At 72.8% G+C, this 19,626-nt stretch carries 18 protein-coding genes and 1 pseudogene; 8 read left to right on the forward strand and 11 right to left on the reverse strand.

What is annotated here, in order from left to right; all coding sequences use genetic code 11:
• Window positions 1-36: 36 nt before the first annotated feature.
• Complete coding sequence (locus tag JYK17_RS16840) at window positions 37-3,483, reverse strand: nSTAND1 domain-containing NTPase (RefSeq protein WP_222810648.1); 3,447 nt, start codon at window positions 3,481-3,483, stop codon at window positions 37-39.
• 370 nt (window positions 3,484-3,853) lie between these two features.
• Between JYK17_RS16840 and JYK17_RS16845 the strand changes: the two genes are divergently transcribed.
• Complete coding sequence (locus tag JYK17_RS16845; protein ID WP_108006282.1) at window positions 3,854-5,146, forward strand: glycosyltransferase family 39 protein; 1,293 nt, start codon at window positions 3,854-3,856, stop codon at window positions 5,144-5,146.
• 74 nt (window positions 5,147-5,220) lie between these two features.
• On the opposite strand, the gene JYK17_RS16850 is transcribed toward JYK17_RS16845, so the two are convergent.
• On the reverse strand, window positions 5,221-6,210 hold the full coding sequence (locus JYK17_RS16850) for a class I SAM-dependent methyltransferase (RefSeq protein ID WP_222810649.1): 990 nt from the start codon (window positions 6,208-6,210) through the stop codon (window positions 5,221-5,223).
• Window positions 6,211-6,347: 137 nt separating this feature from the next.
• Here JYK17_RS16850 and JYK17_RS16855 point away from each other — a divergent pair, with 137 nt between their 5' ends.
• On the forward strand, window positions 6,348-7,124 hold the full coding sequence (locus JYK17_RS16855; RefSeq protein WP_372465144.1) for a phytanoyl-CoA dioxygenase family protein: 777 nt from the start codon (window positions 6,348-6,350) through the stop codon (window positions 7,122-7,124).
• A 109-nt stretch (window positions 7,125-7,233) separates the two neighbouring features.
• Window positions 7,234-7,509 carry a hypothetical protein gene (locus JYK17_RS16860; RefSeq protein WP_108006288.1) on the forward strand — a complete coding sequence of 92 codons (276 nt, stop codon included), beginning with the start codon at window positions 7,234-7,236 and terminating at the stop codon, window positions 7,507-7,509.
• Between the two features lie 81 nt (window positions 7,510-7,590).
• Here JYK17_RS16860 and JYK17_RS16865 read toward each other — a convergent pair whose 3' ends face one another.
• Window positions 7,591-8,541 (reverse strand): helix-turn-helix transcriptional regulator, encoded by a 951-nt coding sequence (locus JYK17_RS16865; RefSeq protein WP_222810651.1) that lies wholly within the window; start codon window positions 8,539-8,541, stop codon window positions 7,591-7,593.
• 39 nt (window positions 8,542-8,580) lie between these two features.
• Here JYK17_RS16865 and JYK17_RS16870 point away from each other — a divergent pair, with 39 nt between their 5' ends.
• On the forward strand, window positions 8,581-9,060 hold the full coding sequence (locus JYK17_RS16870; RefSeq protein ID WP_222810652.1) for a hypothetical protein: 480 nt from the start codon (window positions 8,581-8,583) through the stop codon (window positions 9,058-9,060).
• Window positions 9,057-9,521: a hypothetical protein gene (locus tag JYK17_RS16875; RefSeq protein ID WP_108006294.1), complete on the forward strand. Its 465-nt coding sequence runs from the start codon at window positions 9,057-9,059 to the stop codon at window positions 9,519-9,521. The genes JYK17_RS16870 and JYK17_RS16875 overlap by 4 nt, the downstream gene beginning before the upstream one ends.
• Here the strand turns inward: JYK17_RS16875 and JYK17_RS16880 are convergent.
• A complete protein-coding gene (locus JYK17_RS16880; protein ID WP_108006296.1) occupies window positions 9,502-10,248 on the reverse strand; it encodes a class I SAM-dependent methyltransferase in 747 nt (248 codons plus the stop codon). The two genes, JYK17_RS16875 and JYK17_RS16880, sit on opposite strands and share 20 nt — an antisense overlap.
• Window positions 10,249-10,252: 4 nt before the next feature.
• Window positions 10,253-10,558, reverse strand: a complete 306-nt coding sequence (locus JYK17_RS16885) for a 4a-hydroxytetrahydrobiopterin dehydratase (RefSeq protein ID WP_108006298.1) — start codon at window positions 10,556-10,558, stop codon at window positions 10,253-10,255.
• Window positions 10,559-10,741: 183 nt separating this feature from the next.
• Here JYK17_RS16885 and JYK17_RS16890 point away from each other — a divergent pair, with 183 nt between their 5' ends.
• A complete protein-coding gene (locus tag JYK17_RS16890) occupies window positions 10,742-11,581 on the forward strand; it encodes a helix-turn-helix domain-containing protein (RefSeq protein ID WP_222810653.1) in 840 nt (279 codons plus the stop codon).
• Here JYK17_RS16890 and JYK17_RS16895 read toward each other — a convergent pair.
• Window positions 11,563-11,760, reverse strand: coding sequence for a hypothetical protein (locus JYK17_RS16895; protein WP_222810657.1), 198 nt, complete (start codon window positions 11,758-11,760; stop codon window positions 11,563-11,565). The genes JYK17_RS16890 and JYK17_RS16895 overlap by 19 nt on opposite strands.
• 267 nt (window positions 11,761-12,027) lie before the next feature.
• Here JYK17_RS16895 and JYK17_RS16900 point away from each other — a divergent pair, with 267 nt between their 5' ends.
• Together JYK17_RS16900 and narJ are read left to right on the forward strand one after the other, a co-directional pair.
• Window positions 12,028-12,891 carry a Sco1979 family transcriptional regulator gene (locus JYK17_RS16900; RefSeq protein WP_108006302.1) on the forward strand — a complete coding sequence of 288 codons (864 nt, stop codon included), beginning with the start codon at window positions 12,028-12,030 and terminating at the stop codon, window positions 12,889-12,891.
• 132 nt (window positions 12,892-13,023) lie between these two features.
• Complete coding sequence (gene narJ / locus JYK17_RS16905; protein ID WP_108006304.1) at window positions 13,024-13,518, forward strand: nitrate reductase molybdenum cofactor assembly chaperone; 495 nt, start codon at window positions 13,024-13,026, stop codon at window positions 13,516-13,518.
• A gap of 64 nt (window positions 13,519-13,582) precedes the next feature.
• Here the strand turns inward: narJ and dnaK are convergent, their stop codons facing one another.
• The 5 genes and pseudogenes from dnaK to JYK17_RS16930 all read right to left on the reverse strand — a co-directional run.
• Window positions 13,583-15,448 (reverse strand): molecular chaperone DnaK, encoded by a 1,866-nt coding sequence (gene dnaK / locus JYK17_RS16910; protein WP_108006306.1) that lies wholly within the window; start codon window positions 15,446-15,448, stop codon window positions 13,583-13,585.
• Window positions 15,449-15,558: 110 nt separating this feature from the next.
• Window positions 15,559-15,984 carry an OsmC family protein gene (locus JYK17_RS16915; protein WP_108006308.1) on the reverse strand — a complete coding sequence of 142 codons (426 nt, stop codon included), beginning with the start codon at window positions 15,982-15,984 and terminating at the stop codon, window positions 15,559-15,561.
• A 64-nt stretch (window positions 15,985-16,048) separates the two neighbouring features.
• Complete coding sequence (locus JYK17_RS16920) at window positions 16,049-17,848, reverse strand: vWA domain-containing protein (RefSeq protein ID WP_222810654.1); 1,800 nt, start codon at window positions 17,846-17,848, stop codon at window positions 16,049-16,051.
• Complete coding sequence (locus JYK17_RS16925; protein WP_108006312.1) at window positions 17,845-18,906, reverse strand: ATP-binding protein; 1,062 nt, start codon at window positions 18,904-18,906, stop codon at window positions 17,845-17,847. The genes JYK17_RS16920 and JYK17_RS16925 overlap by 4 nt, the downstream gene beginning before the upstream one ends.
• 93 nt (window positions 18,907-18,999) lie before the next feature.
• Window positions 19,000-19,626, reverse strand: a pseudogene (locus JYK17_RS16930) (hypothetical protein); the annotation flags it as partial.

Genomic DNA, 19,626 nt, shown 5'->3' on the forward strand with positions numbered 1-19,626 from the left:
GACATGGGGAGTGAACCAGTTGGAGCGCTCTCCAAGTCAAGTGCCGCAGCTGTCGCGGTACGGCACGGACGGCAGGTACCGGTGCCACTCGGCCTCGGTGGCGCCGCCCCCGGCCCGCGAGCACACCTCGGAGGCGGCATCGCTCGGCGCCAACTCGGCGGTGCGGTCCGGCAGATGGGGTGTGGCGATGTGCAGGGTGCGCGCGTGCGGGCCGAACCCCAGGGCGAGCACGGGCCCGTCACCGGCCGGTACGGTCGCGGCCGGCAGCCGGGTCCGCGCGGTCTCCCACACCTGCACGGATCCGTCGGCCGCGCTCGCCGCGAGCAGGGAACCGTCGGCGGAGAAGGCGAGGGCCGACCTCGTCACGGTGGCGCCGGTCGGCCTGAGGACCGCGAGCCTGCGCCAGGTGCGCGCGTCCCACAGGGTGAGGCGGCCGACGCCGTCCTCGGCGGCGAGGTAGCGCGCGTCCGGGCTGAAAGCGCCCGTGGCGAGCAGGTCCTCGCCCGTCACCCCGCCCGGGCGCCGGGCGCCCGTTGCGACGTCCACGAGGGCGCCCTCGGGGGTCAGCGCGGTGCGACCGGTGGCGTCGACCGCGACGGTGCTCTCCTTGTCGACGACCGGGAGTTCATGGGCGGGCGCGGGGCGGCCGTGGGCGTCGAACGCGGCGTGCGCCGCCGCCCGCGTGCGCCATGCCCGGCCCATGAGGCCGTGCAGCGACAGCGTGTGCACCGTGCTGGTGCGCCCATCCTCCAGATAGCTCAGCAGGTCCGCCCCGGGGTCCAGCCGGAAGTCGCCGATCGACCGGGCCGAGACCGGATAGGTCAGCAGGGGTGCGCGCGCACCGTCGTCCGCGGGGGCCGGCAGGTCGGTGCGCCACAGGGAGACGGAGCCTGGGGTCCATGCCAGGGCGTAGGCGCCGTGGAACACCACGCTGTTGGCGCCGCCGGCCAGCGGCAGCCGGGGGCGCTCGCGACCGGTGCGGAAGTCCCACGTCACGATGCCCACCGAGGTGGCGGCGGCGACCGCGTCGCCGTCGGGGGTGAAGACGAGCTCCTCTCCCTGGCACAGCAGCCGTTCCGTGGAGCGGGGCAGGTGGGCGGCGAGCAGACGGCCGGCCGTGAAGTCGAGGATGCGCAGCCGGGTGTCGTCGTTCCCGCACCAGGCGAGATGACGTCCGTCCGGACTCGGCAGGGGCAGCGGGCCGTCGTCCTCGCCGTGGTCGTAGCGATGACGCACCTGCTGCCGGTCGACGTCCCACAGCTCCAGGACCATCCGGTCGCCGCCGGGCTCGTGTGCGTTGCGGCCGACCAGGTAGGTGTGCCCGCCGGGCCCGAACCGGCCCTCGACGTCCGCCCGTTGACCGGTCGCGAGCCGCCGTACGCTCTTGTCGGCGATCCCGCGGACGAGCGTGCCGTGCCCACCGGGGGCCTGCTGGGCGACGAACCTGCCGTCGTCGCTGACGTCCACCACGCCCTGCGACAGACCGGGAACGTGCAGGGAACGGATCTGCCGGTGCGTGCGCACGTCCCACTGCAGGACCCGGTCGTGGGCGACCTTGGTCAGCACCCGGCCGTCGGCGCTCAGCCAGGACGGAGCGTTGAGGGCGCGGCCGCCCTGCTCGGGCTGGGTGAACGCGTCCTGCCCGCTCTGCGCGGCGGCGGTACGCAGCGCCGTCCTGGTCTCGGGCAGATCGGCGGTCCGCCAGGCGGCGAGCGCGAGACGCATCGCGGTGCGCGGATCGGACTCCCGCAGGGTGTCCACCATCGCGGCGACCCGGCGGGCCTCGGCCTCGTCGCGCTGCCGAGCGTTGACCCCGCCCTGCCGCCAGGCGGCCACCCCCGCCACGACGGCCAGGCACAACAGCGCGGCGAGCGCCCCGGTCAGGGCACGCAACCGCCGCGTGGCCCGGGCCGCGGCCCGCCGCGCCTGCTCCTGGGCGTCGGCACTGGCGGCGAGGAAGGCCCGCTCGACGCGGTTCAACTCGCTTGTGTTCGCGCGTAGTTCGCCGCTTTCGCGGGCTTCACAGGTCTCGCGCGGTTCGTCACTTCCGCGCAGCTCCCCCTCGAACGCCTCGCGTGCCTCGGTCAGTCGTATCCCCCGGTACAGTGCGCCCGCGTCCCGGCCCAACTCCTCCCAGGCCGCCGCCGCTTCGGTGAGCCGCCGGTGCAGCCGGAGGCGTTCGCGGTCCTCGTCGATCCAGCCGCGCAGCCGGGGCCAGGCACCGAGCAGGGCCTCGTGGGCGAGGTCGACGGTGTCGCCGTCGACGGTCAGCAGACGGGCGCGGACGAGCCGTTCGAGGACGCGGGCGGTGGTGTCGTCGGCGTCCAGTTCCGCGCGGCCGGCCGGGCGGCGGGTGTCCTCGGTGCCCTCGCCGGGGTTCACCAGACGCAGCAACAGGCGGCGGATTGCTGCGGCTTCGGACGGTGTGCACCCGGCGTAGGCGGCCTCCGCCGTGTGCGCGACGGCGCCCTGGATGCCGCCGACGGCCTCGTACGCGGCGAGGGTGAGCGTCTTGCCGGTGCGCCGCCGCCAGACCTCCCGCAGGGCGTGGGCCATCAGCGGCAGCCCGCCCGGTTCGTCGGCGACGTCGGCGACGATGCGGGAGGTCAGCGCGCGTTCGACGACGAGCCGTCGCGCCGCGGCCGGCCGGACCACCGCCTCCCGCAGACCTCGCGGCGACAGCGGTCCGACCAGCAGCGTGGCGTCCTTCAACGCCGCGGCCAGCGGCCCGTGTTCGGCGCAGCGGCCGTAGAAGTCGGCGCGTACGGCGATCAACACGCGCAGCCGGGACGCCGGTTGGGTCGCGGCGAGCAACCGGGTGAGGAACAGGGCCCGTTCGGCGGGGTCGGCGCAGAGCGTGAAGACCTCTTCGAACTGGTCGACGACGAGCAGGGTGTCACCGGGCGCGGGGTGGGGTGCGAAGAGCGCCTCGTGGGTGCGGGCGGGGTGCGGCCCCGGGGTGAGGAGTCGGATCGCGGCGGGGCGCAGTGCGGGGTCGGCCGTCTGTCTCAGCGCGGGTATCAGGCCCGCCCGCAGCAAGGACGACTTCCCGCTGCCCGAGGCGCCCACCGCCGCCGCGAACCGTGCCCGGCGCGTGAGCGCGGCCAGTTCGGCCGTCAGCTCGTCGCGCCCGTGGAAGTGCTCGCCGTCGCCCGGCTCGAAGCGGGCCAGTCCCGGGTACGGACTGTCGTCGGTGTCGTCGGACAGCCGGGCGTCGGCCTCCTCGCCGAGGGCTTCGCGCAGCCGCTGCGCCCACTCCTCGGGGTCGCCGCCGCACGCCGTGACGTAGGCCGCGAGGACCGCGGGGCTGGGCAGCCGTTCGCCGGCCGCTGCGGCGGCCAGGGTGGGTGCGGAGTATCCGGCCCGCCGTGCCATCTCGCGGTACGTCGGCGTGCCCGCCTCGTCGCGCAACTTGCGCAGTGCGTAGGCGAATCGCTGGACGGCTCCCCCGCCCGGATCCAGAGGTTTCTCCCGCCGCCCCATGCGCATCTCCCCCGTCGCTCGCGGCCCCGTCCCACGCTAACAAGCACCCCGCCGAATTGTTGGGCGCCCCGAACCGGGGCTGCCCAACAATCCCCTGACCTCTGGACTCGTCGGTGCACACGCCCGCCACGACGTACCGGAGCCGACCATCGCCCTCGCCGACGCAACTCGACGCACCCTCACGCCGCGCCACCCAGAACGCACGGACCGCCAGGGCCGCCCGCCCAGCCCGGACCGCGCGCCCGATGCGTCACTCGTGCCGGTCGGCCGGGCGACCGTGCTCGTCCCCGTTCTTCTCTCGCTGGGCCTTGGGCTGTGGGGGGTGCGGCGTGGGGGCGGTCTGTGGCGGGACGAGGCAGTGACATATGACATGGCACACCGCCCGCTCCCCGACCTGTGGGCGACCCTGGGCAACGCGGACGCCGTGCACGGCCTCCACTACCTCCTGCTGCACGGCCTGTTCGACATCCTGGGCGGCCTGGGCGGCCTGGACCCATTGCTCGTGCTCCGTCTGCCCTCCGTCCTCGCGACCGCCGCGGCGGCCGGGACGCTGGCCCTGCTCGGGCACCGTCTCGCGGGACGGCGCGCTGGGCTGCTGTCCGGGGTCGTCTTCGCCCTGCTCCCGCCGGTGCAGCGCTATGCGCAGGAGGGCCGGTCGTACGCCCTGGTGTGCGCGCTCGTCGTCTGGGCGACGTATCTGCTCGTGCGCGCTGTCCGTACGCGTACGCGCGGGGCCTGGACGGCGTACGGTGTCGTGGCCCTGACGGCGTGTCTGCTGCACGAGTTCGCCGTGCTCGCCCTCGTGGCGCATCTCGTCGCGCTGCCGGGACGGGCCCGCCGGACCGGGCTGTGGGTGTCGGCCGGAGTCTGCGTCTGTGTCGCCCCGCTCGCCGTCCTGAGCATGCGTCAGTCGGCGCAGGTGGCATGGATCGGCGGGGCGGGGGCCGGCGCGCTGGCGGGCATCGGCGGGGTGGCGGCGCTCGGCATCGCGTGCGCGGTCCTGCTCCGGCGCTCGGGCCGCAGGGACCTGCCCACCGTGGCACTGCCCCTCCTGCTGCTCCCGCCGCTGCTGCTCCTGCTCGTCTCCCTCGCCAAACCGCTGTACGTGGACCGCTACGTCCTCTACGCCCAGGCCGGGACGGCCCTGCTCGTGGGCGCCGCCCTGGACCGGCTGCTCCTCGCGGGCGGACGGGTGCGCGCGACGGCCGTCCTCGTCGCCGGGGCGAGCGTCCTGGCCCTGCTGCCGGTGACCCTCACCCTGCGCACCCCGGGCAGTCGCATCGACGACGTCACCGCGGTCGCCGCCGCCGTGCGCACGGCGGGCCGCGACGCCGACGGCATCCTCTACCTGCCGTCACGCCGCCGGGTGTGGTCGTTCCCCGACCCGGCGCCCTTCCGCGCCCTGCACGACCTGGCCCTGGACCGCACCCCGTACGCCTCGCACACCCTCTACGGCACGGAGGCCCCGGCCCCGGTGATCCGCGCCCGTGTCCTCGCCGCCCACCGGATCGTCGTCCTGCGCGACCCGGCCGGCCAGCCCGTGGACCGCACCCCGCAGGAGATCGCCAAGCGGCAGGTGCTGGCGCGGTACTTCGTGTCGTGCGGGACCCGGCGGGTGCACGGAGCGCGGGTGTCGGTGTATGCGCGGCCGGGGCGGTGTTGAGGGGGGCGCTGTCCCCCTCCACACGTGAATCCGCACATCACGCGACCCCTCAACCCCTCACATCACGCGACCCCTCACATCGCATGGACCGCCGTGTGCACGGTGTGCGCGGCCAGGACGAACACGTCGGGGCGGTGGTGGACGCTCGCCTTGTCGTCGGGGTCGAGGAGGCGGTCGAGCGTGGCGCGGTCGGTGGCGTCGAGCCGGTCGCCGAAGCCGTCGCGCAGGCGGCCCAGCGTGGCGGCGACGTAGGCGCGCGCACGGTCCTTGGCGGGTGCGGGCAGGTCCAGCAGGAAGGTGCGGGTGCCGGTGGGCCGCAGGCCCGCTGTCGTCATCAGCGCGGGCCAGTCCTCGGCCTCCGCGACCGCGCCGGGCAGGCTCGCGCGCATGTCGGCGAACCACTCCTCCTCCAGCACGTCGAGCCGGGCCTGCAGACCGGGCCGGCCGATCCCGATGTCGCGCGGGAGGAAACGCGCGGGCAGTCCACCCTCCATGATCGCGAGCGTGCCGCCGGGCGCGAGCCTCGCGGCGAAGGCGGCCAGCGCGGCCCGCTGGTCGCCGAGGTGGTGCAGGCTGCGGCTGGCCCACAGCAGATCGGCGGGGTAGTCCAACTCGTCCAGGACGCCGGGCAGTTCACCGGCGAGCGTGCCGAAGCGGTCCCCGACGCCGAGGCGGTCGGCGCGTGCGCGGGCGCGTTCCAGGAGCGGCTCGGAGCCGTCCACCGCGACGATCCGCGCCCCTGGGAACGCCTCGGCCATCAGACACGCGACGACACCTGGCCCGCTGCCCGCGTCGACGATCAGCCCCGGTTCGGTCTGCTTGTCGGTGAGCCAGGCCATGGCCCGCTCGTACAGCGACGTGAACAGCTCCGCCTGCGATTCCAGCAGCGGGGCCATCTCGGCCCAGTCGATGTCGGTGTGGTCGTGGTGGTGATGCCCTCCGTGCCCCGTCCCGCCCCCGTGCCCGTCTTCGTGCCCCGTCCCGTCCCCGTGCCCCTCGCTCGGTTTCCCGCTCCCCACCTCGCTCCGTTTCTCGTGCGATCCGTCGTGGTGTCCGTGCGCCATGGTGGTCAGCCTCTCGTCCGCGTCCGGCCATGGTGCTCCGACGCACCCCACATCGGCAAGCACTGTTGCCGTCACAGCAAAAAATGGTGCCGGAAAATCAGATGCGCGGCACCGGACGGGTCGCCCACGATGACCCGATGGACGACACGATGGTGGAGGACTTCCTCCGGGACGGGTTCGTGAAGATCGAGGGGGCGTTCCCGCCGCGCGTCGCCGAGGACTGCGCACGGCTGCTGTGGCAGGAGACGGGATACGACCGCGAGGACCCGTCCACCTGGAAGGACCCGGTGGTCTGGGTGGGCGGCATGGCGCAGGGACCGTTCGCCGCGGCCGCCAACTCCCATGTGCTGCACGAGGCGTTCGACCTGATCGTCGGCGAGGGCCGCTGGATGCCGCGCTACTCACTCGGCAGCTTCCCGCTGCGTTTCCCGCACGACGACGAGCCGGACGACGCGGGCTGGCACATCGAGGGCAGCTATCTCCCGGACGGCGCCGAGACCCGCTGGCACCACACCAACCTGCGCTCCCGCGACCGCGCGCTGCTGATGCTCTTCCTCTTCTCCGAGGTGACCGAGCAGGACGCGCCCACCCGGATCCGGGTCGGCTCGCACCTCGACGTCCCGCCGGTCCTGGAACCGTACGGCGAGCAGGGCGTCTCGATGCTGAGGATCGCCCCGCAGGTCGTCGAGGCCTCCGCGCACCGGCCGCTCGCGTATGCCACCGGCCGCCCCGGCGACGTCTATCTGTGTCACCCCTTCCTCGTGCACGCGGCCCAGCCGCACCACGGCAGCCGCCCCCGCTTCATGGCCCAGCCACCCCTGATGCCGGCCGTGCCCTACGAACTGGAGCGGCCGGACGGCGACTACTCCGCGGTGGAGTTCGCGATCCGCCGGGGCCTGAACCAGGAGGCCTGACCCCGGTACACCGCAGGCTCTCACCGTGCGTGAGGTAAAAGTTGCGGAGCGTGCGGGGCCGCGTGAGGCTGATCAAGAAAGTTTCCCCCACAGCCTCGAAAGGCCAGCTATGTCGCAGCGCACCAGCAAGGCGACCCGCGCCCGTGTCGCGGCGGTCCTCGCCGCCCCCGTACTCGCTCTGACCCTCATGGCGCCGTGTGCCTCTGCGGCTACGCCGACCGACACCCCCGCCGCCTGCGCGGGGACCACCCATGTGTCCCTCCTGGGCCACCAGGCGTGTCTCACGCCGTCCTCGGACGACTCCTCCTCCTCGGACGGTCTGCTCGGTGGCCTCCTGGGCGCCGTGACCGGGCTGCTGGGCGGCCTGCTCGGCGGCCTGCTCTGACCACCCGGTGAGGCGGCCGCCCGTGTCCCCGCGGGCGGCCGCCTTCCGCTTCTCGCGCCGGACGCCGACGGGTTCCGCCCCTCAGTCGCCGCGCGTCTGCGCCGAGTCGCCGTATCTTTCGGCCAGTTCGGCCACCGTGCGGGCCATGTGGGCCCGCAGTTGCGGCGGTTCGAGGACCTCGACGTCCGCGCCCAGGCGCAGGAACTCGCCGTGGGCGTGCTCCACGGACTCGACGGGGACGCGGGCCAGCGTCCAACCCTCGTCGTCCGTACGCTCGTTGACGGCCCTCGGCAGCCGCACGCCCGGCGCAAGTCGCACCAGCGCCTCCGCGCGGTACAGCCGGTCGTGGAAGTCGCGCTGGTACGCCGTCCAGTACGCGGCCAGGTCGAAGTCGTCCGGGCGGGTGAACTCCTCGTCGGTGGCGGTCAGTCGGAGGATCTGGTCGACGCGGAAGGTGCGCGGTCCGGGGGCGGCGACGACGTACCAGCGGCCCGCCTTCAGCACCAGGCCGTACGGCTCCAGGCGGCGCTCGACGTCGGTCGGCTCGGCCCAGCGGCGGTACAGGACGTCGAGCACCCGGCCGTTCCACACCGCGTCGGCGACCGCGGGCAGATACGGCGTCTCCTCGGCGTCCGCGTACCAGCCGGGGGCGTCCAGGTGGAAGCGGCCGCTGATCCGGTCGGCGTGCGCCCGCAGCTCCGCGGGCAGGGCGGCGCGGACCTTGAGCTGCGCGGCGGCCAGCACCGAGCCGAGGCCCAGTTCGGCGGCCGGGCCGGGGACACCGGCGAGGAACAGCGCCTCGGCCTCCTCGGCGGTCAGGCCGGTCAGCCGGGTGCGGTAGCCGTCGAGGAGCCGGTAGCCGCCGGCGTGGCCCGCGTCGCCGTACAGCGGGACGCCCGCCGCGCCCAGCGCCTCCACGTCCCGGTAGACCGTGCGCACCGAGACCTCCAGCTCCTCGGCGAGCTGGGCGGCGGTCATCCGGCCCCGGGTCTGGAGCAGAAGCAGGATCGAGACGAGCCGGCTGGACTTCACTGACACATGGTGTCAGTGAAGCGCCCCTAGCGTCACCTCATGGCCTTTGCGGAGAAGTTCCTGACCGTGCCGCCGCCCATCGAGGTCGGCGGCCGGCACATCAAGCGCTACCACGTCACCGCGGACCCCGCCGGCATCGCGCCCGACGTGGCGAAGGCGGCGTACGCGATCCTGCCCGAGCTGCTGCCGGAGCCGGACGGGACGCCACCGGTGACGTTCGTCGTCGTTCACCGGGGAAACGACGACGGCGCCTACGTCAACGCCTACAGCTGGGTGTGGGACAACGTCCTGCACTACGCCAACGCGGCCGCGGGCCAGCCGGTCGTCGGCTGTCCCGACCACGACCCGACCAACTTCGTCAGGCCCGAACTGCCCTGGATCGGCTGCGTCTTCGAGCTGCCGCCGCTCCAGCACGAGCGGGACGCCTGGGTACGGCACATGCTCGTGCCCGAAGTCCCGGACCTCGACGCCTACTTGACCGACACCCTGCCCGAAGGAATCACTGGAGAGCGCCGATGAGCGGCCCGCACGACTTCGACTTCCTGCACGGCGAGTGGCAGGTCGCCAACCGTCGCAGGACCGACTTCCTCGACCCGGACAGCGGCTGGGAGGAGTTCCCCGCCACAGCCTGGTGCCGGCCGCTGTTCGACGGTGCCGCGAACATCGACGAGATCGACATGCCGCACCTGGGCGCGAAGGGGCTGACGCTGCGGCTGTTCGACACCGAGCGCGAGGAGTGGTCGCTGAGCTGGTCCAACAGCCGCAGCGGACAGCTGTTCCCGCCGGTCGTCGGCCGCTTCGACGGGGACCGAGGAGAGTTCTACGGCGACGACATGCACGACGGCAAGGACGTGCGTGTGCGCTACGTCTGGTCGGGCCTCTCCCCCGCCGCAGCCCGCTGGGAACAGGCGTTCTCCACCGACGGCGGCGCGAGCTGGCTGACCAACTGGATCATGGACTTCACCCGGCGGGCTTCCTGAAGGACCGCAGGCTGAAGACGGGGTCGGCGCGCGGCCGGTCCTGGTCCGGGAGGGCCGCGAGACCGGCGGCGAACCGCTCGGTCAGCGGGTCGCCGGGCGGCAGCATCGTGAACCAGCCGCGCCCGAGGTCCGCCGCGGTGCCCCGGGGGCTGCGCCCCTGGCCGTGGCCGAGGAAGCGGGCGGGCGCGGCGGGCAGCAGCCCGCACCGCACGGCGTACGACTCGACGAGTGCCGCGGCGTCGCGCGCGGCCCGGCGCGGGCGCCCGGCCAGCACCTCGTCGATGTCGCTGCCCACGTCGTGCGCGGCGGCCTTGTCGACGGTGGTGACATACACCCCGCCGGGCCGCAGCACCCGGGCGCACTCGGCGACGACGCCCCGTACGTCGTGGGCGTCGTCGAGGAGGTGCAGCAGCCACACGCTGGTGACGGCGTCGAAGGTGGCGTCGGCGAAAGGCAGCCGGCGGCTGTCGGCCAGCACGATCGCGCCGGGCAGCCGTGCGGCCGCCATCCGGGCCATGCCGTACGTCAGATCGGCGCCCGTCACCCGCAGGCCGGGGCGGGCGGCGGCGAGCCGGCGGGTGACGATGCCGGTGCCGCAGGCGAGGTCGAGCAGCCGCCCGGCGTTCACGGGGATCAGCCCGAGGACGGCGCCGGCGGCCGCCTCGGCGCGCTTCTCGCCGCCGCGGCTGGCGTCGTAGGCGGCGGCCTCCTTGTCGTAGTCGAGCACGGCGTCACTGGGCCCCGTGGCCGGGGGCGAGCGCCTCCACCTTCCGCGCCAGCTCGAAGTCCTTCTCGGTGACGGCGCCGCCCGCGCTGTGCGTGTGCACGGACAGGTCGAGCGTGTTGTAGCCGAGGGTGAGGTCGGAGTGGTGGTCCAGCTCCTCCTGCACCTGGGCGATGTGGACGACCATCGCCGTCGCCGCGAAGTGCGAGCCCAGGCGGTAGTGACGCGTGAGGCGGTCGCCGTCGAGCGACCAGCCGGGCAGTTCGGCGAGCCGGTCCTCGATCTCCTTCTGCGACAGCGGTTCGACGGCCATGACCTCGCTCCTTCCGGACGGCGGGTACCCCTCAAGGCTGCCACAGACGAGTGACCACGGTGCTGGTCGGAAGGGTGCCCGGGGCGACGGGGCCGACACCTGCGGCGCGGGCCGGGCGCCGGCTCCGCGCCCCCGGCGAAATCCACCTCCGCCCGGGCGGCGTACTCGACTACCGTCGTACGTATGACCACTGCCGCCGCCAGACGCTCCGCCCCCTCGGCCGCCCCGGCGGCCGCCGCCGACAAGGGCGTCGGTCCGCTGCTGCGGGCCTGGCGGGAGCGGCGGCGGGTGAGCCAGCTGGAGCTGGCGCTGCGCGCCGACTCCTCCGCCCGGCACATCAGCTTCATCGAGACGGGCCGTTCCCGGCCGAGCGAGGAAATGGTGCTCAGGCTGGCCGAGCATCTGGACGTGCCCGTGCGCGAGCGCAACGCCCTGCTGCTGGCGGCCGGTTACGCCCCGCACTATCCGGAGACCCCGCTGGACTCGCCGCGGCTGGACACCCTGCGCGAGGGCATGGAGCGTCTCATCCAGGGCTACGAGCCCTACCCGGCACTGGTCGTCGACGCGATGTACGACGTGGTCGCGGCGAACCGGGGCGTCGTGATGCTGATGGACGGCGTGGCGGAGCACCTGCTGCAGCCGCCGCTGAACGTGATGCGGCTGACCCTGCACCCGGAGGGGCTGGCGCCGCGCATCCGCAATCTGCGCGAGTGGCGGGGTCATCTGCTCGCGCAGATGGAGCGCCAGATCGGGCTGTACCGCTCCGAACCGCTGCGGGCGCTGTACGAGGAGGTCGCGGCCTACCCGGTGCCTGAAACGGCCGCGGACGAGGAACCGCCCGAGCCCGTCCCCTACTTCGCGCTGCCGATGCAGATCGAGCACGAGGGCCGGGTGCTGTCGTTCATCTCGTCCATCTCCACGTTCAACACCCCGATGGACGTGACCGTCGCCGAGCTGGCCATCGAGACGCTGCTCCCGGCCGACCCGGCGACGGTCAAGTACCTTCACTCGCTGATGTCCTGACGGGCCTTCAGCGTGCCGGTCGTCGAGGGCGAGCCGAGAAACCGGCCAAGCGGCCCGGACGCGGCGAGGTGGGCCAGGCCGTTCACGCCGGTGACCACCGCGTCGAGGGCGAGGAAGCGGCGCCGTGCGGTGTGCGGCTCGCCGGTGCGGGCGAGCGCGGTGAACTGGGTTGCGGACATGGCGGATCACCCTCCGCCGAGGTCGCGTCGCGACAGCTGGGACCGGGTTCCGGACCGGACTGCGCCGCCCCGGAACCCGGTCCCACCACGGTCGCGCGCGCGGCCCGGCGGGTCGATCACCCCAGGGGCAACGCCCGGCGCGCACGGTCGCCGTCGTCCCGTCGACGGGCGCGTGTGAGCAGCGCCTCGCGACCGCGCCTGTGGGATCCGCCGCGGGACATGGCACACTTCTTCGCGGTCTACTTCGGTGCGTAGGGGAGGCGTGGCGTGAGTGAGCGGCGTCCCGCGCCCACTGTGGGGCAAGTGGTGCTCGGAAAGCGCCTGCAGGAGCTGCGGGAGGCGGCCGACCTCAAACGCGAGGAGGCCGCACGCGTCCTGCGCGTGGCCCCGGCGACCGTTCGGCGGATGGAGATGGCCGAGGTCGCCCTGAAGATCCCGTACGTGCAGGTGCTGCTCGAGACGTACGGCGTCCCGGACGACGAGGCGGCCGCGTTCGTCGCGCTCGCCGAGGAGGCGAACCAGCCGGGCTGGTGGCAGCGGTTCCACGATGTGCTGCCGGACTGGTTCAGCCTGTATGTGAGCCTGGAGGGCGCCGCCACCCTGATCCGCTGCTACGAGCCGCACTTCGTGCCCGGCCTGCTGCAGACCGAGGAGTACGCGCGTGCCGTGATGGAGGCGGGCACGATAGGGCAGACGGGCCCGGAGACCATCGATCGTCATGTGTCGCTGCGGATGACCCGGCAGCAGCTGATCGAGCGCCCGGATCCGCCGCACCTGTGGGTGATCATGGATGAAACGGTCCTGCGGCGGCCGGTGAGCATCCGTGGCGAGGTGATGCGCGACCAGCTGGACAAGCTCCTGGACGTCAGCGAGCGGGACGGCGTCACCCTGCAGATCGCCGAGTTCGCGGACGGCCCGCACCCGGGGACGTACGCGCCGTTCACGCTGTTCCGCTTCGGGGAGCCCGAGCTGCCCGACATGGTGTTCACCGAGTATCTGACCGGCGCCCTGTACCTGGACTCGCGCGCCGAGGTCTCCGCGCATCTGGAGGTCCTCGACCACATGACGGCGCGGGCGGCGTCGGCGCGGCGCACCAAGAAGATCCTGCTGGAGTACCGCGAGACCTTCTGAACCCGGCCCACCCGGCCCACCCGGCCCGCCTTGCCCTGACCCGAACGGGCGCGGTGAACAGGTGCCGTACCCGGCTCACCCCTAGCGTCGTAGCACAGGAGTGAGCAAGGGAGACGAAGCGAAGGAGGCCTGATGCCCTCGGACGCCGTGCTGTACCAGGCCGCCGCGCTCTGCCTGACCTACCCCGACGACGACTTCCGCGCCCGGCTGCCGCTGCTGCGCGAAGCGGCCCCGCAGCTGCGGGAGTTCACGGACCACGCCGCCGTCACCCCCGCCCAGGAGCTGGCCGCGCACTATGTGCAGGTCTTCGACTTCAAGAACCGCCACAGCCTCTATCTGAGCCGGTGGACCGACGGCGACACCCGGCGACGCGGCATGTCGCTGGTGCGCTTCAAGGACATCTACCGGGCCGCGGGCCTCGAGTTCACCGGCGAGGAGCTGCCCGACTTCCTGCCGGCGGTGCTGGAGTTCACCGCCCGCACCGGCAACACGGACCTGCTCACCGTCCACCGCGCGGGACTTGAACAACTGCGGTCCCGGCTCACCGACTTCGGCACGCCGTACGCATGCGTCCTGGACGCCGTCTGCGCGGCGCTGCCGACCGTTCGTACAGGAGCGCGCCCATGACGGCACTGGCGGGGGCGTACTGCCGTACATCTCCTTCGCGTTGCTGATCGCGGGTCTCGGGACTTCAGGCGGCGCCGCCCTTGGCGTCGCGGTCCTCGTCGACGATCTCGGCGTCGACCACGCCCTCCTCGTCCTGCGGTGAGGTGTGCTGTTCGGTGCCGCCGTCCGCCGGGGGCTGGTCGGCCTGGGCGTACATGGCCTGACCCATCTTCTGGCTGACGGAAGCCAGTTTCTCCACGCCGGTGCGCAGTTCGGCGGTGCCGGCGTCGTGCTCCAGCAGGCCCTTGAGTTCGGTGGCCGCCTCCTGCACCTCCGTCCTGGTGTCGGCGGGGATGCGGTCCTCGTTGTCCCGGAGGAACTTCTCGGTCTGGTAGACGAGTTGCTCGGCCTGGTTGCGGGTCTCGGCGGCCTCGCGCCGCTGCCGGTCCTCCTCCGCGTACTGCTCGGCCTCCCGCATCATGCGGTCGATGTCGTCCTTGGGCAGGGCGGAGCCGCCGGTCACCGTCATCTTCTGCTCGCGGCCGGTCGCCATGTCCTTGGCGGAGACGTGCATGATGCCGTTGGCGTCGATGTCGAACGCGACCTCGATCTGCGGCACCCCGCGCGGGGCGGGCGGCAGCCCCGTCAGGTCGAAGACGCCGAGCTTCTTGTTGTACGCGGCGATCTCCCGCTCCCCCTGGTAGACCTGGATGCCCACCGAGGGCTGGTTGTCCGTGGCCGTCGTGAAGATCTCCGAACGCCGGGTGGGGATCGTGGTGTTGCGCTCGATCAGCTTCGTCATGATGCCGCCCTTGGTCTCGATGCCCAGGGACAGCGGGGTGACGTCGAGCAGCAGGACGTCCTTGACGTCGCCGCGGATCACGCCGGCCTGCAGGGCCGCGCCGACGGCCACGACCTCGTCGGGGTTGACGCCCTTGTGCGGGTCCTTGCCGGTGAGTTCCTTGACCAGGTCGGTGACCGCGGGCATCCGGGTCGAGCCGCCGACGAGGATCACGTGGTCGACCGCGGCGAGCTTGATGCCGGCGTCCTTGACCGCCTGGTGGAAGGGGGTCTTGCAGCGGTCGAGGAGGTCGGCGGTGAGCTCCTGGAACTGGGCGCGGGTCAGCTTCTCGTCGAGGTGCAGCGGCCCCTCGGCGGAGGCGGTGATGTAGGGGAGGTTGATCGTGGTCTCGGAGGAGCTGGACAGCTCGATCTTGGCCTTCTCGGCGCCCTCGCGCAGCCGCTGCAGGGCCATCTTGTCCTTGCCGAGGTCGATGCCGTTCTGCCCCTGGAACTTCTTCACCAGGTGCTCGACGATGCGCTGGTCCCAGTCGTCGCCGCCGAGGTGGGTGTCGCCGTTGGTGGCCTTGACCTCGATGACGCCGTCGCCGATCTCCAGCAGCGAGACGTCGAAGGTGCCGCCGCCGAGGTCGAAGACCAGCACGGTCTGCTCCTCGCCGCGGTCCAGGCCGTAGGCGAGGGCGGCGGCGGTCGGCTCGTTGATGATCCGCAGGACCTTCAGGCCCGCGATCTCCCCGGCCTCCTTGGTCGCCTGCCGCTGCGCGTCGTCGAAGTAGGCGGGGACGGTGATCACCGCGTCGGTGACGTCCTCGCCGAGGTAGGACTCGGCGTCCCGCTTGAGCTTCTGCAGCACGCGCGCGGACAGTTCCTGTGCGCGGTAGCGCGTGCCGTCGATGGCGCCCTGGTCCGGGAAGCGCCAGTTCGTGTCCCCCATGTGGCGTTTCACCGAGCGTGCGGTCCGCTCCACGTTCGTCACGGCCTGCCGTTTGGCGACCTCCCCGACCAGCACCTCCCCGTTCTTGGCGAAGGCCACGACCGACGGAGTCGTCCTGGCCCCCTCCGCGTTGGCGACGACCGTCGGTTCACCGCCTTCCAGGACGGCCACCACGGAGTTCGTGGTCCCGAGATCGATCCCGACCGCGCGTGCCATTTCGGTCCCCTTCCGCCAGGGCACTTCCCAGACTCCAGCACAAAACTTGAGTGCAGGAATGTCAATGCCGCGCCCGTTTTCCGGGCGCGGCATCTGAGGGAAGTGCAGCGTCAGGCGAGCTTCGCCGACAGGGTGATCGGCGTCCCGGTGAGGGCCTGGCTGACCGGGCAGTTCTTCTTCGCGTCCTCGGCCGCGGCGACGAAGCCGTCGTTGTCCAGGCCCGGCACCGTGCCCTCGACCGTGAGGTGGATACCGGTGATGCCCTCGCCGGGCTGGAACGTGACGTCGGCGTTGGTGATCAGCTTGGTGGGCGGGGTGCCCGCACCCGCGAGGGCGTGCGACAGCGCCATGGAGAAGCAGCTGGAGTGGGCGGCGGCGATCAGCTCCTCGGGGCTGGTCCTCCCGTTCGCCTCCTGTGCCCGCGACGCCCACGTCACCGGCTGCTGGCCGATGCCGGAGGAGTCGAAGGTGACGACGCCGTTGCCCTCGAGCAGATTGCCTTCCCACTCGGTGTGTGCGGTGCGCGTGGTAGCCACGATGAATCCTTTCGACGCGGTCCCCTGGGCTGGGGCCCTGTGCACCATCCGATCACATTTGCTCTCAGCTCACCCGGAAGACCGGCCCACGGGCGGTGAACGGCAGCCGTGCCCCCTGCGGGATCAGATACGCGTGCTCACGGCGCACCCGCAGCACGTCGCACCAGCCGTCGGTGATCACCAGGACCGGTGCGCCCGGCGGGAAGTCGTCCGCGCGGTGCAGCAGGTCGATGCCGGGCTGCAAAACCGTGCCGCCGCGGCCGTGCACGCGCACCCGCCCGGCGATCTCGGTGACCGGCACATAGCCCGCGTCGTGCGGGGCCGCGTCGCAGAAGACGACGCGGGCGGCCGGTACGTCACGGGCCTCGGCGTAGGAGGCGATGGCACCCAGCGCCTTGCCGAGCAGGGTGCGGTTCATGGAGCCGGAGGTGTCCAGGACCACGCCGAAGGTGCAGCGGGCGATCTCCTCGGGCGGGAAGTACCGGCCCGCTCGCGGGATGTCGGGGGTGGAGGACTGGCGGCGCGAGGGGCGGGCGTAGGACCGGACGGGCTCCGGGCGGGGCACGAACTCGTCGAACCAGCGGGCCAGTTGCGCGTCCCAGGGCAGCGGCGGATGGCTGAGGGCGCGGATCTCCTCCACCAGGCCGCCGGGCAGGAAGCCGCGCTCCTGGCGCTGGTGCAGGTCCAGGCCCTGGGCCAGGCCCCGGCGGTAGAACTCGTCGAGGTCGACGTGGTCGCGGGGGCTGCCGAGCGGGGCGCCGAGGACGTCACCGAGGCCCTTGCCACGCAGCGTGGACAGGCGGCGCATCCGGCGCAGGTCGCCGGCGATGCGGTCGTGGACCTCCTCGGCGGACAGGCCCTTCAACTCCGGGTCGTGCAGCAGTCCTTCGGGCATCGTGCCGATCTGCATCTCGCACAGCCAGCCGTTGATGACGTAGTCGCAGGCGATGTTGAACAGATACGGGTCGCGGGCGCCGCAGCGGTCGCCGTGGCGCAGGGCGGCGTGCAGCATCTCGTGGGCGAGGATGAACCGCCATTCCTCCTCCTCGAAGCCGCGCAGCGGGTTGACGTAGATCTCGCCGGCCTGCGGGTTCACCGCGGCGACGGAGATGCCGTGGGCGCGGGTGAGTTCGGCGTCGGCGACGAGCTCGATACCGGCCGCGATGCCGCCGAGCAGCGGGTAGGAGGAGATGAACCAGCTCAGCGCCCGCTCCCAGGGGCGCAGCGGGGCGAGTTCGCCGCTGAGGGAGTCGCGGCGGCCGCCCGCCATGTCCATCGCCGCGGAGACCGTGCGGGTCAGCGCGGTGGCGAACGCCAGCTGGTGGTCCGGGGGTTGGCCCAGCCAGTCCGTATACGGCACCAGCAGCTGGTCGGGCTCGGGGCCCGCCGTGCCGCAGCGTTCGTAGACGGCCGGGAGCCCGTCGCGCCGCCAGCGCGCGGCGAGTTGCTCCTCGTCGCCGTCCGGATAGGAGCCGGGCAGGTCGTCGGGGGTGGTGCCGATGCTGAAGGTGAGCAGGAAGCGGTTGACGACGACGCAGCGGGCGGCGAGGTCGAACCGGTCCGGCTGGGTGCGCGCGCCCTTCGCCGCCGGGACGTGCCCGAAGCCGAGGTGCAGCACGGCGTGGGCGATCGCCCAGGCCCAGGCGCCGGGGTCGGCCAGGCGCTTGCGGTGGATGTGCAGGTCGGCGTCGGAGTCGACGACGACGAGCCCGTCGCGCGGCGCGGCCCGGCACTCCTCCTGCCCGCAGATGCCGAACTCGACGGCGGCCAGCGCCGGGTTGGCCCGCACCAGCTTCATCCCCTCGGCGAACGCCTCGGCCGCGAGGTCCCGCTTCTTCTCCCCCTTGCCGCGGGTGCGGCTCATCGGCGCGCCTCCACCAGGCGCGGCATGTCCCGGGCGGCCTCGATGAGGAACCACGAGGGCAGTACGGGGTTGCCGTCGGCGTCGGAGGCGATGACGGTCTGGGCGACCTCGACGGAGATCTCGGCGAGCTGCACCAGCAGCGACTTGGCGCGGTACGCGGTCTGCCGGCCGTTCGCCGACATGTGCTCCTTGCTGACCGGGAGTTCCTTGATCAGGCGGCCGCGGAAGGACTCGGCGAGGTAGTAGAGCAGGTCGCGGTCCTCCGGGCGGTTGGGCCAGCGGGCGTCGCCCTTGATGACGGCCTCGATGCCGAAGCGGCTGCGCACGATCTTGACGTAGCCGCAGAACGCGGTGGCGTGCGCCGGTGTGAGCGTGCCGTGGGCGAGGACCTTCAGCGTCTCCTCGTCGAGGCCTTGGCCGAAGGAGTGCAGCGCGTCGGAGAGCATGTGCCAGGAGCGGGGCGTGGAGAAGGGCTCCTCGGTCTTCGGCGGTTTGGACCACAGGTGGTCGGGCCGGTCGGTGAGGTGTTCCAGGATCCACGGGTGGATGTCGTTGTTCGCGGCCCAGGTCAGCCAGTCCTTCGCGGACGCCTGCAGATGGACGTGGGCGAGGCGGTTGACGAGGGCGGAGGCGATGGGTCGCGCGAGGGCGTTGTCCGTGGAGCGGTTGCCGGCGCCGATGACGATGGAGCCCTTCGGCAGCTCGTAGGTGCCGATGCGGCGGTCGAGGATCAGCGAGTAGAAGGCCTTCTGCACGTCCGGCGTTGCGGCGTTCAGCTCGTCCAGGAACAGGCAGTACGGCTCGTCGCGGGCGATGGCCTCCGGCGGACAGAAAACGGACCGCCCCTCGCGGATCTGCGGGACGCCGATCAGGTCCTCCGGCGCGAGCTGGGTACCGAGCAGGCTCACGCACTCCAGTCCCAGCGATGCGGCGAACTCCCGGACGAGGGAGGACTTTCCGATGCCGGGGGCGCCCCAGATGAAGACCGGCCGCACGGTCGCGAGACCGAGCAGCAGCTCCGGTATACGGGCGGGGGTGACGGTGACGGCTGCCTGCACGCAGCGGCTCCAGGAGGGTCGAGAAGGGCGCGCAGGTGCGCGATGTCCGATACGGACAGTGTGTGCGTACGGATCAGCCGGCGCAGCCGATTTTCACGCGGCCCGCTCCTCGGGCTGAGTGGTCAGCGGCACCTGGGGGCCGTTGGACTCGCGCAGCCAGCGGCGCAGCACGCGGTGCAGCTGCTCGGCGCCGACCAGGTCGAGGCCGTCCTCGGCCGGCTCGGAGAACGCGAGCGGGGAGAGCAGGAAGGGCCTGCCCTGGGCGCCGCCGAGCCCGCCGTGCGAGCCGATCTGCTCCTCGAAGGCGAGGACTTCGCCGTCGGCCGGGTCGTGCGCGGAGTTGACCATGATGTCGGCGGTGTGCGCGAAGGAGTGCGTACGGCGCACGGCGTCGGCCGCGCCCGGCCCGAACACGGCCAGCGGGCCCGTCCTGTCGTCGAGCGCGTCGAGCGGTATCTCGGCGCCGTGGGCGCCCAGCACCACCCCGCCGTGCTTCTCGCTGCGCACCAGCAGGAAGCCGATGCCGGGGTGGTTGGCGAGCGTCGTCAGCAGCGCCGGGTGGCGGGCGTCGATCTCCTCCTTGCTCATCCGGTGCGGCACGTCCGGGAAGGAGACCAGGCCGAGGTTGCCGGAGGCCAGCACGAGCGGCTCCGAGCGGCGGCGGGCCGGGTGCTGCTCCTCGCCGCCCGCCTCGACGGGCCGGCGCAGCGCGGCCCGCAC

Origin of the sequence: Streptomyces plumbidurans, assembly GCF_019857225.1 — a bacterium.
Classification (GTDB): Bacteria; Actinomycetota; Actinomycetes; order Streptomycetales; family Streptomycetaceae; genus Streptomyces; species Streptomyces plumbidurans.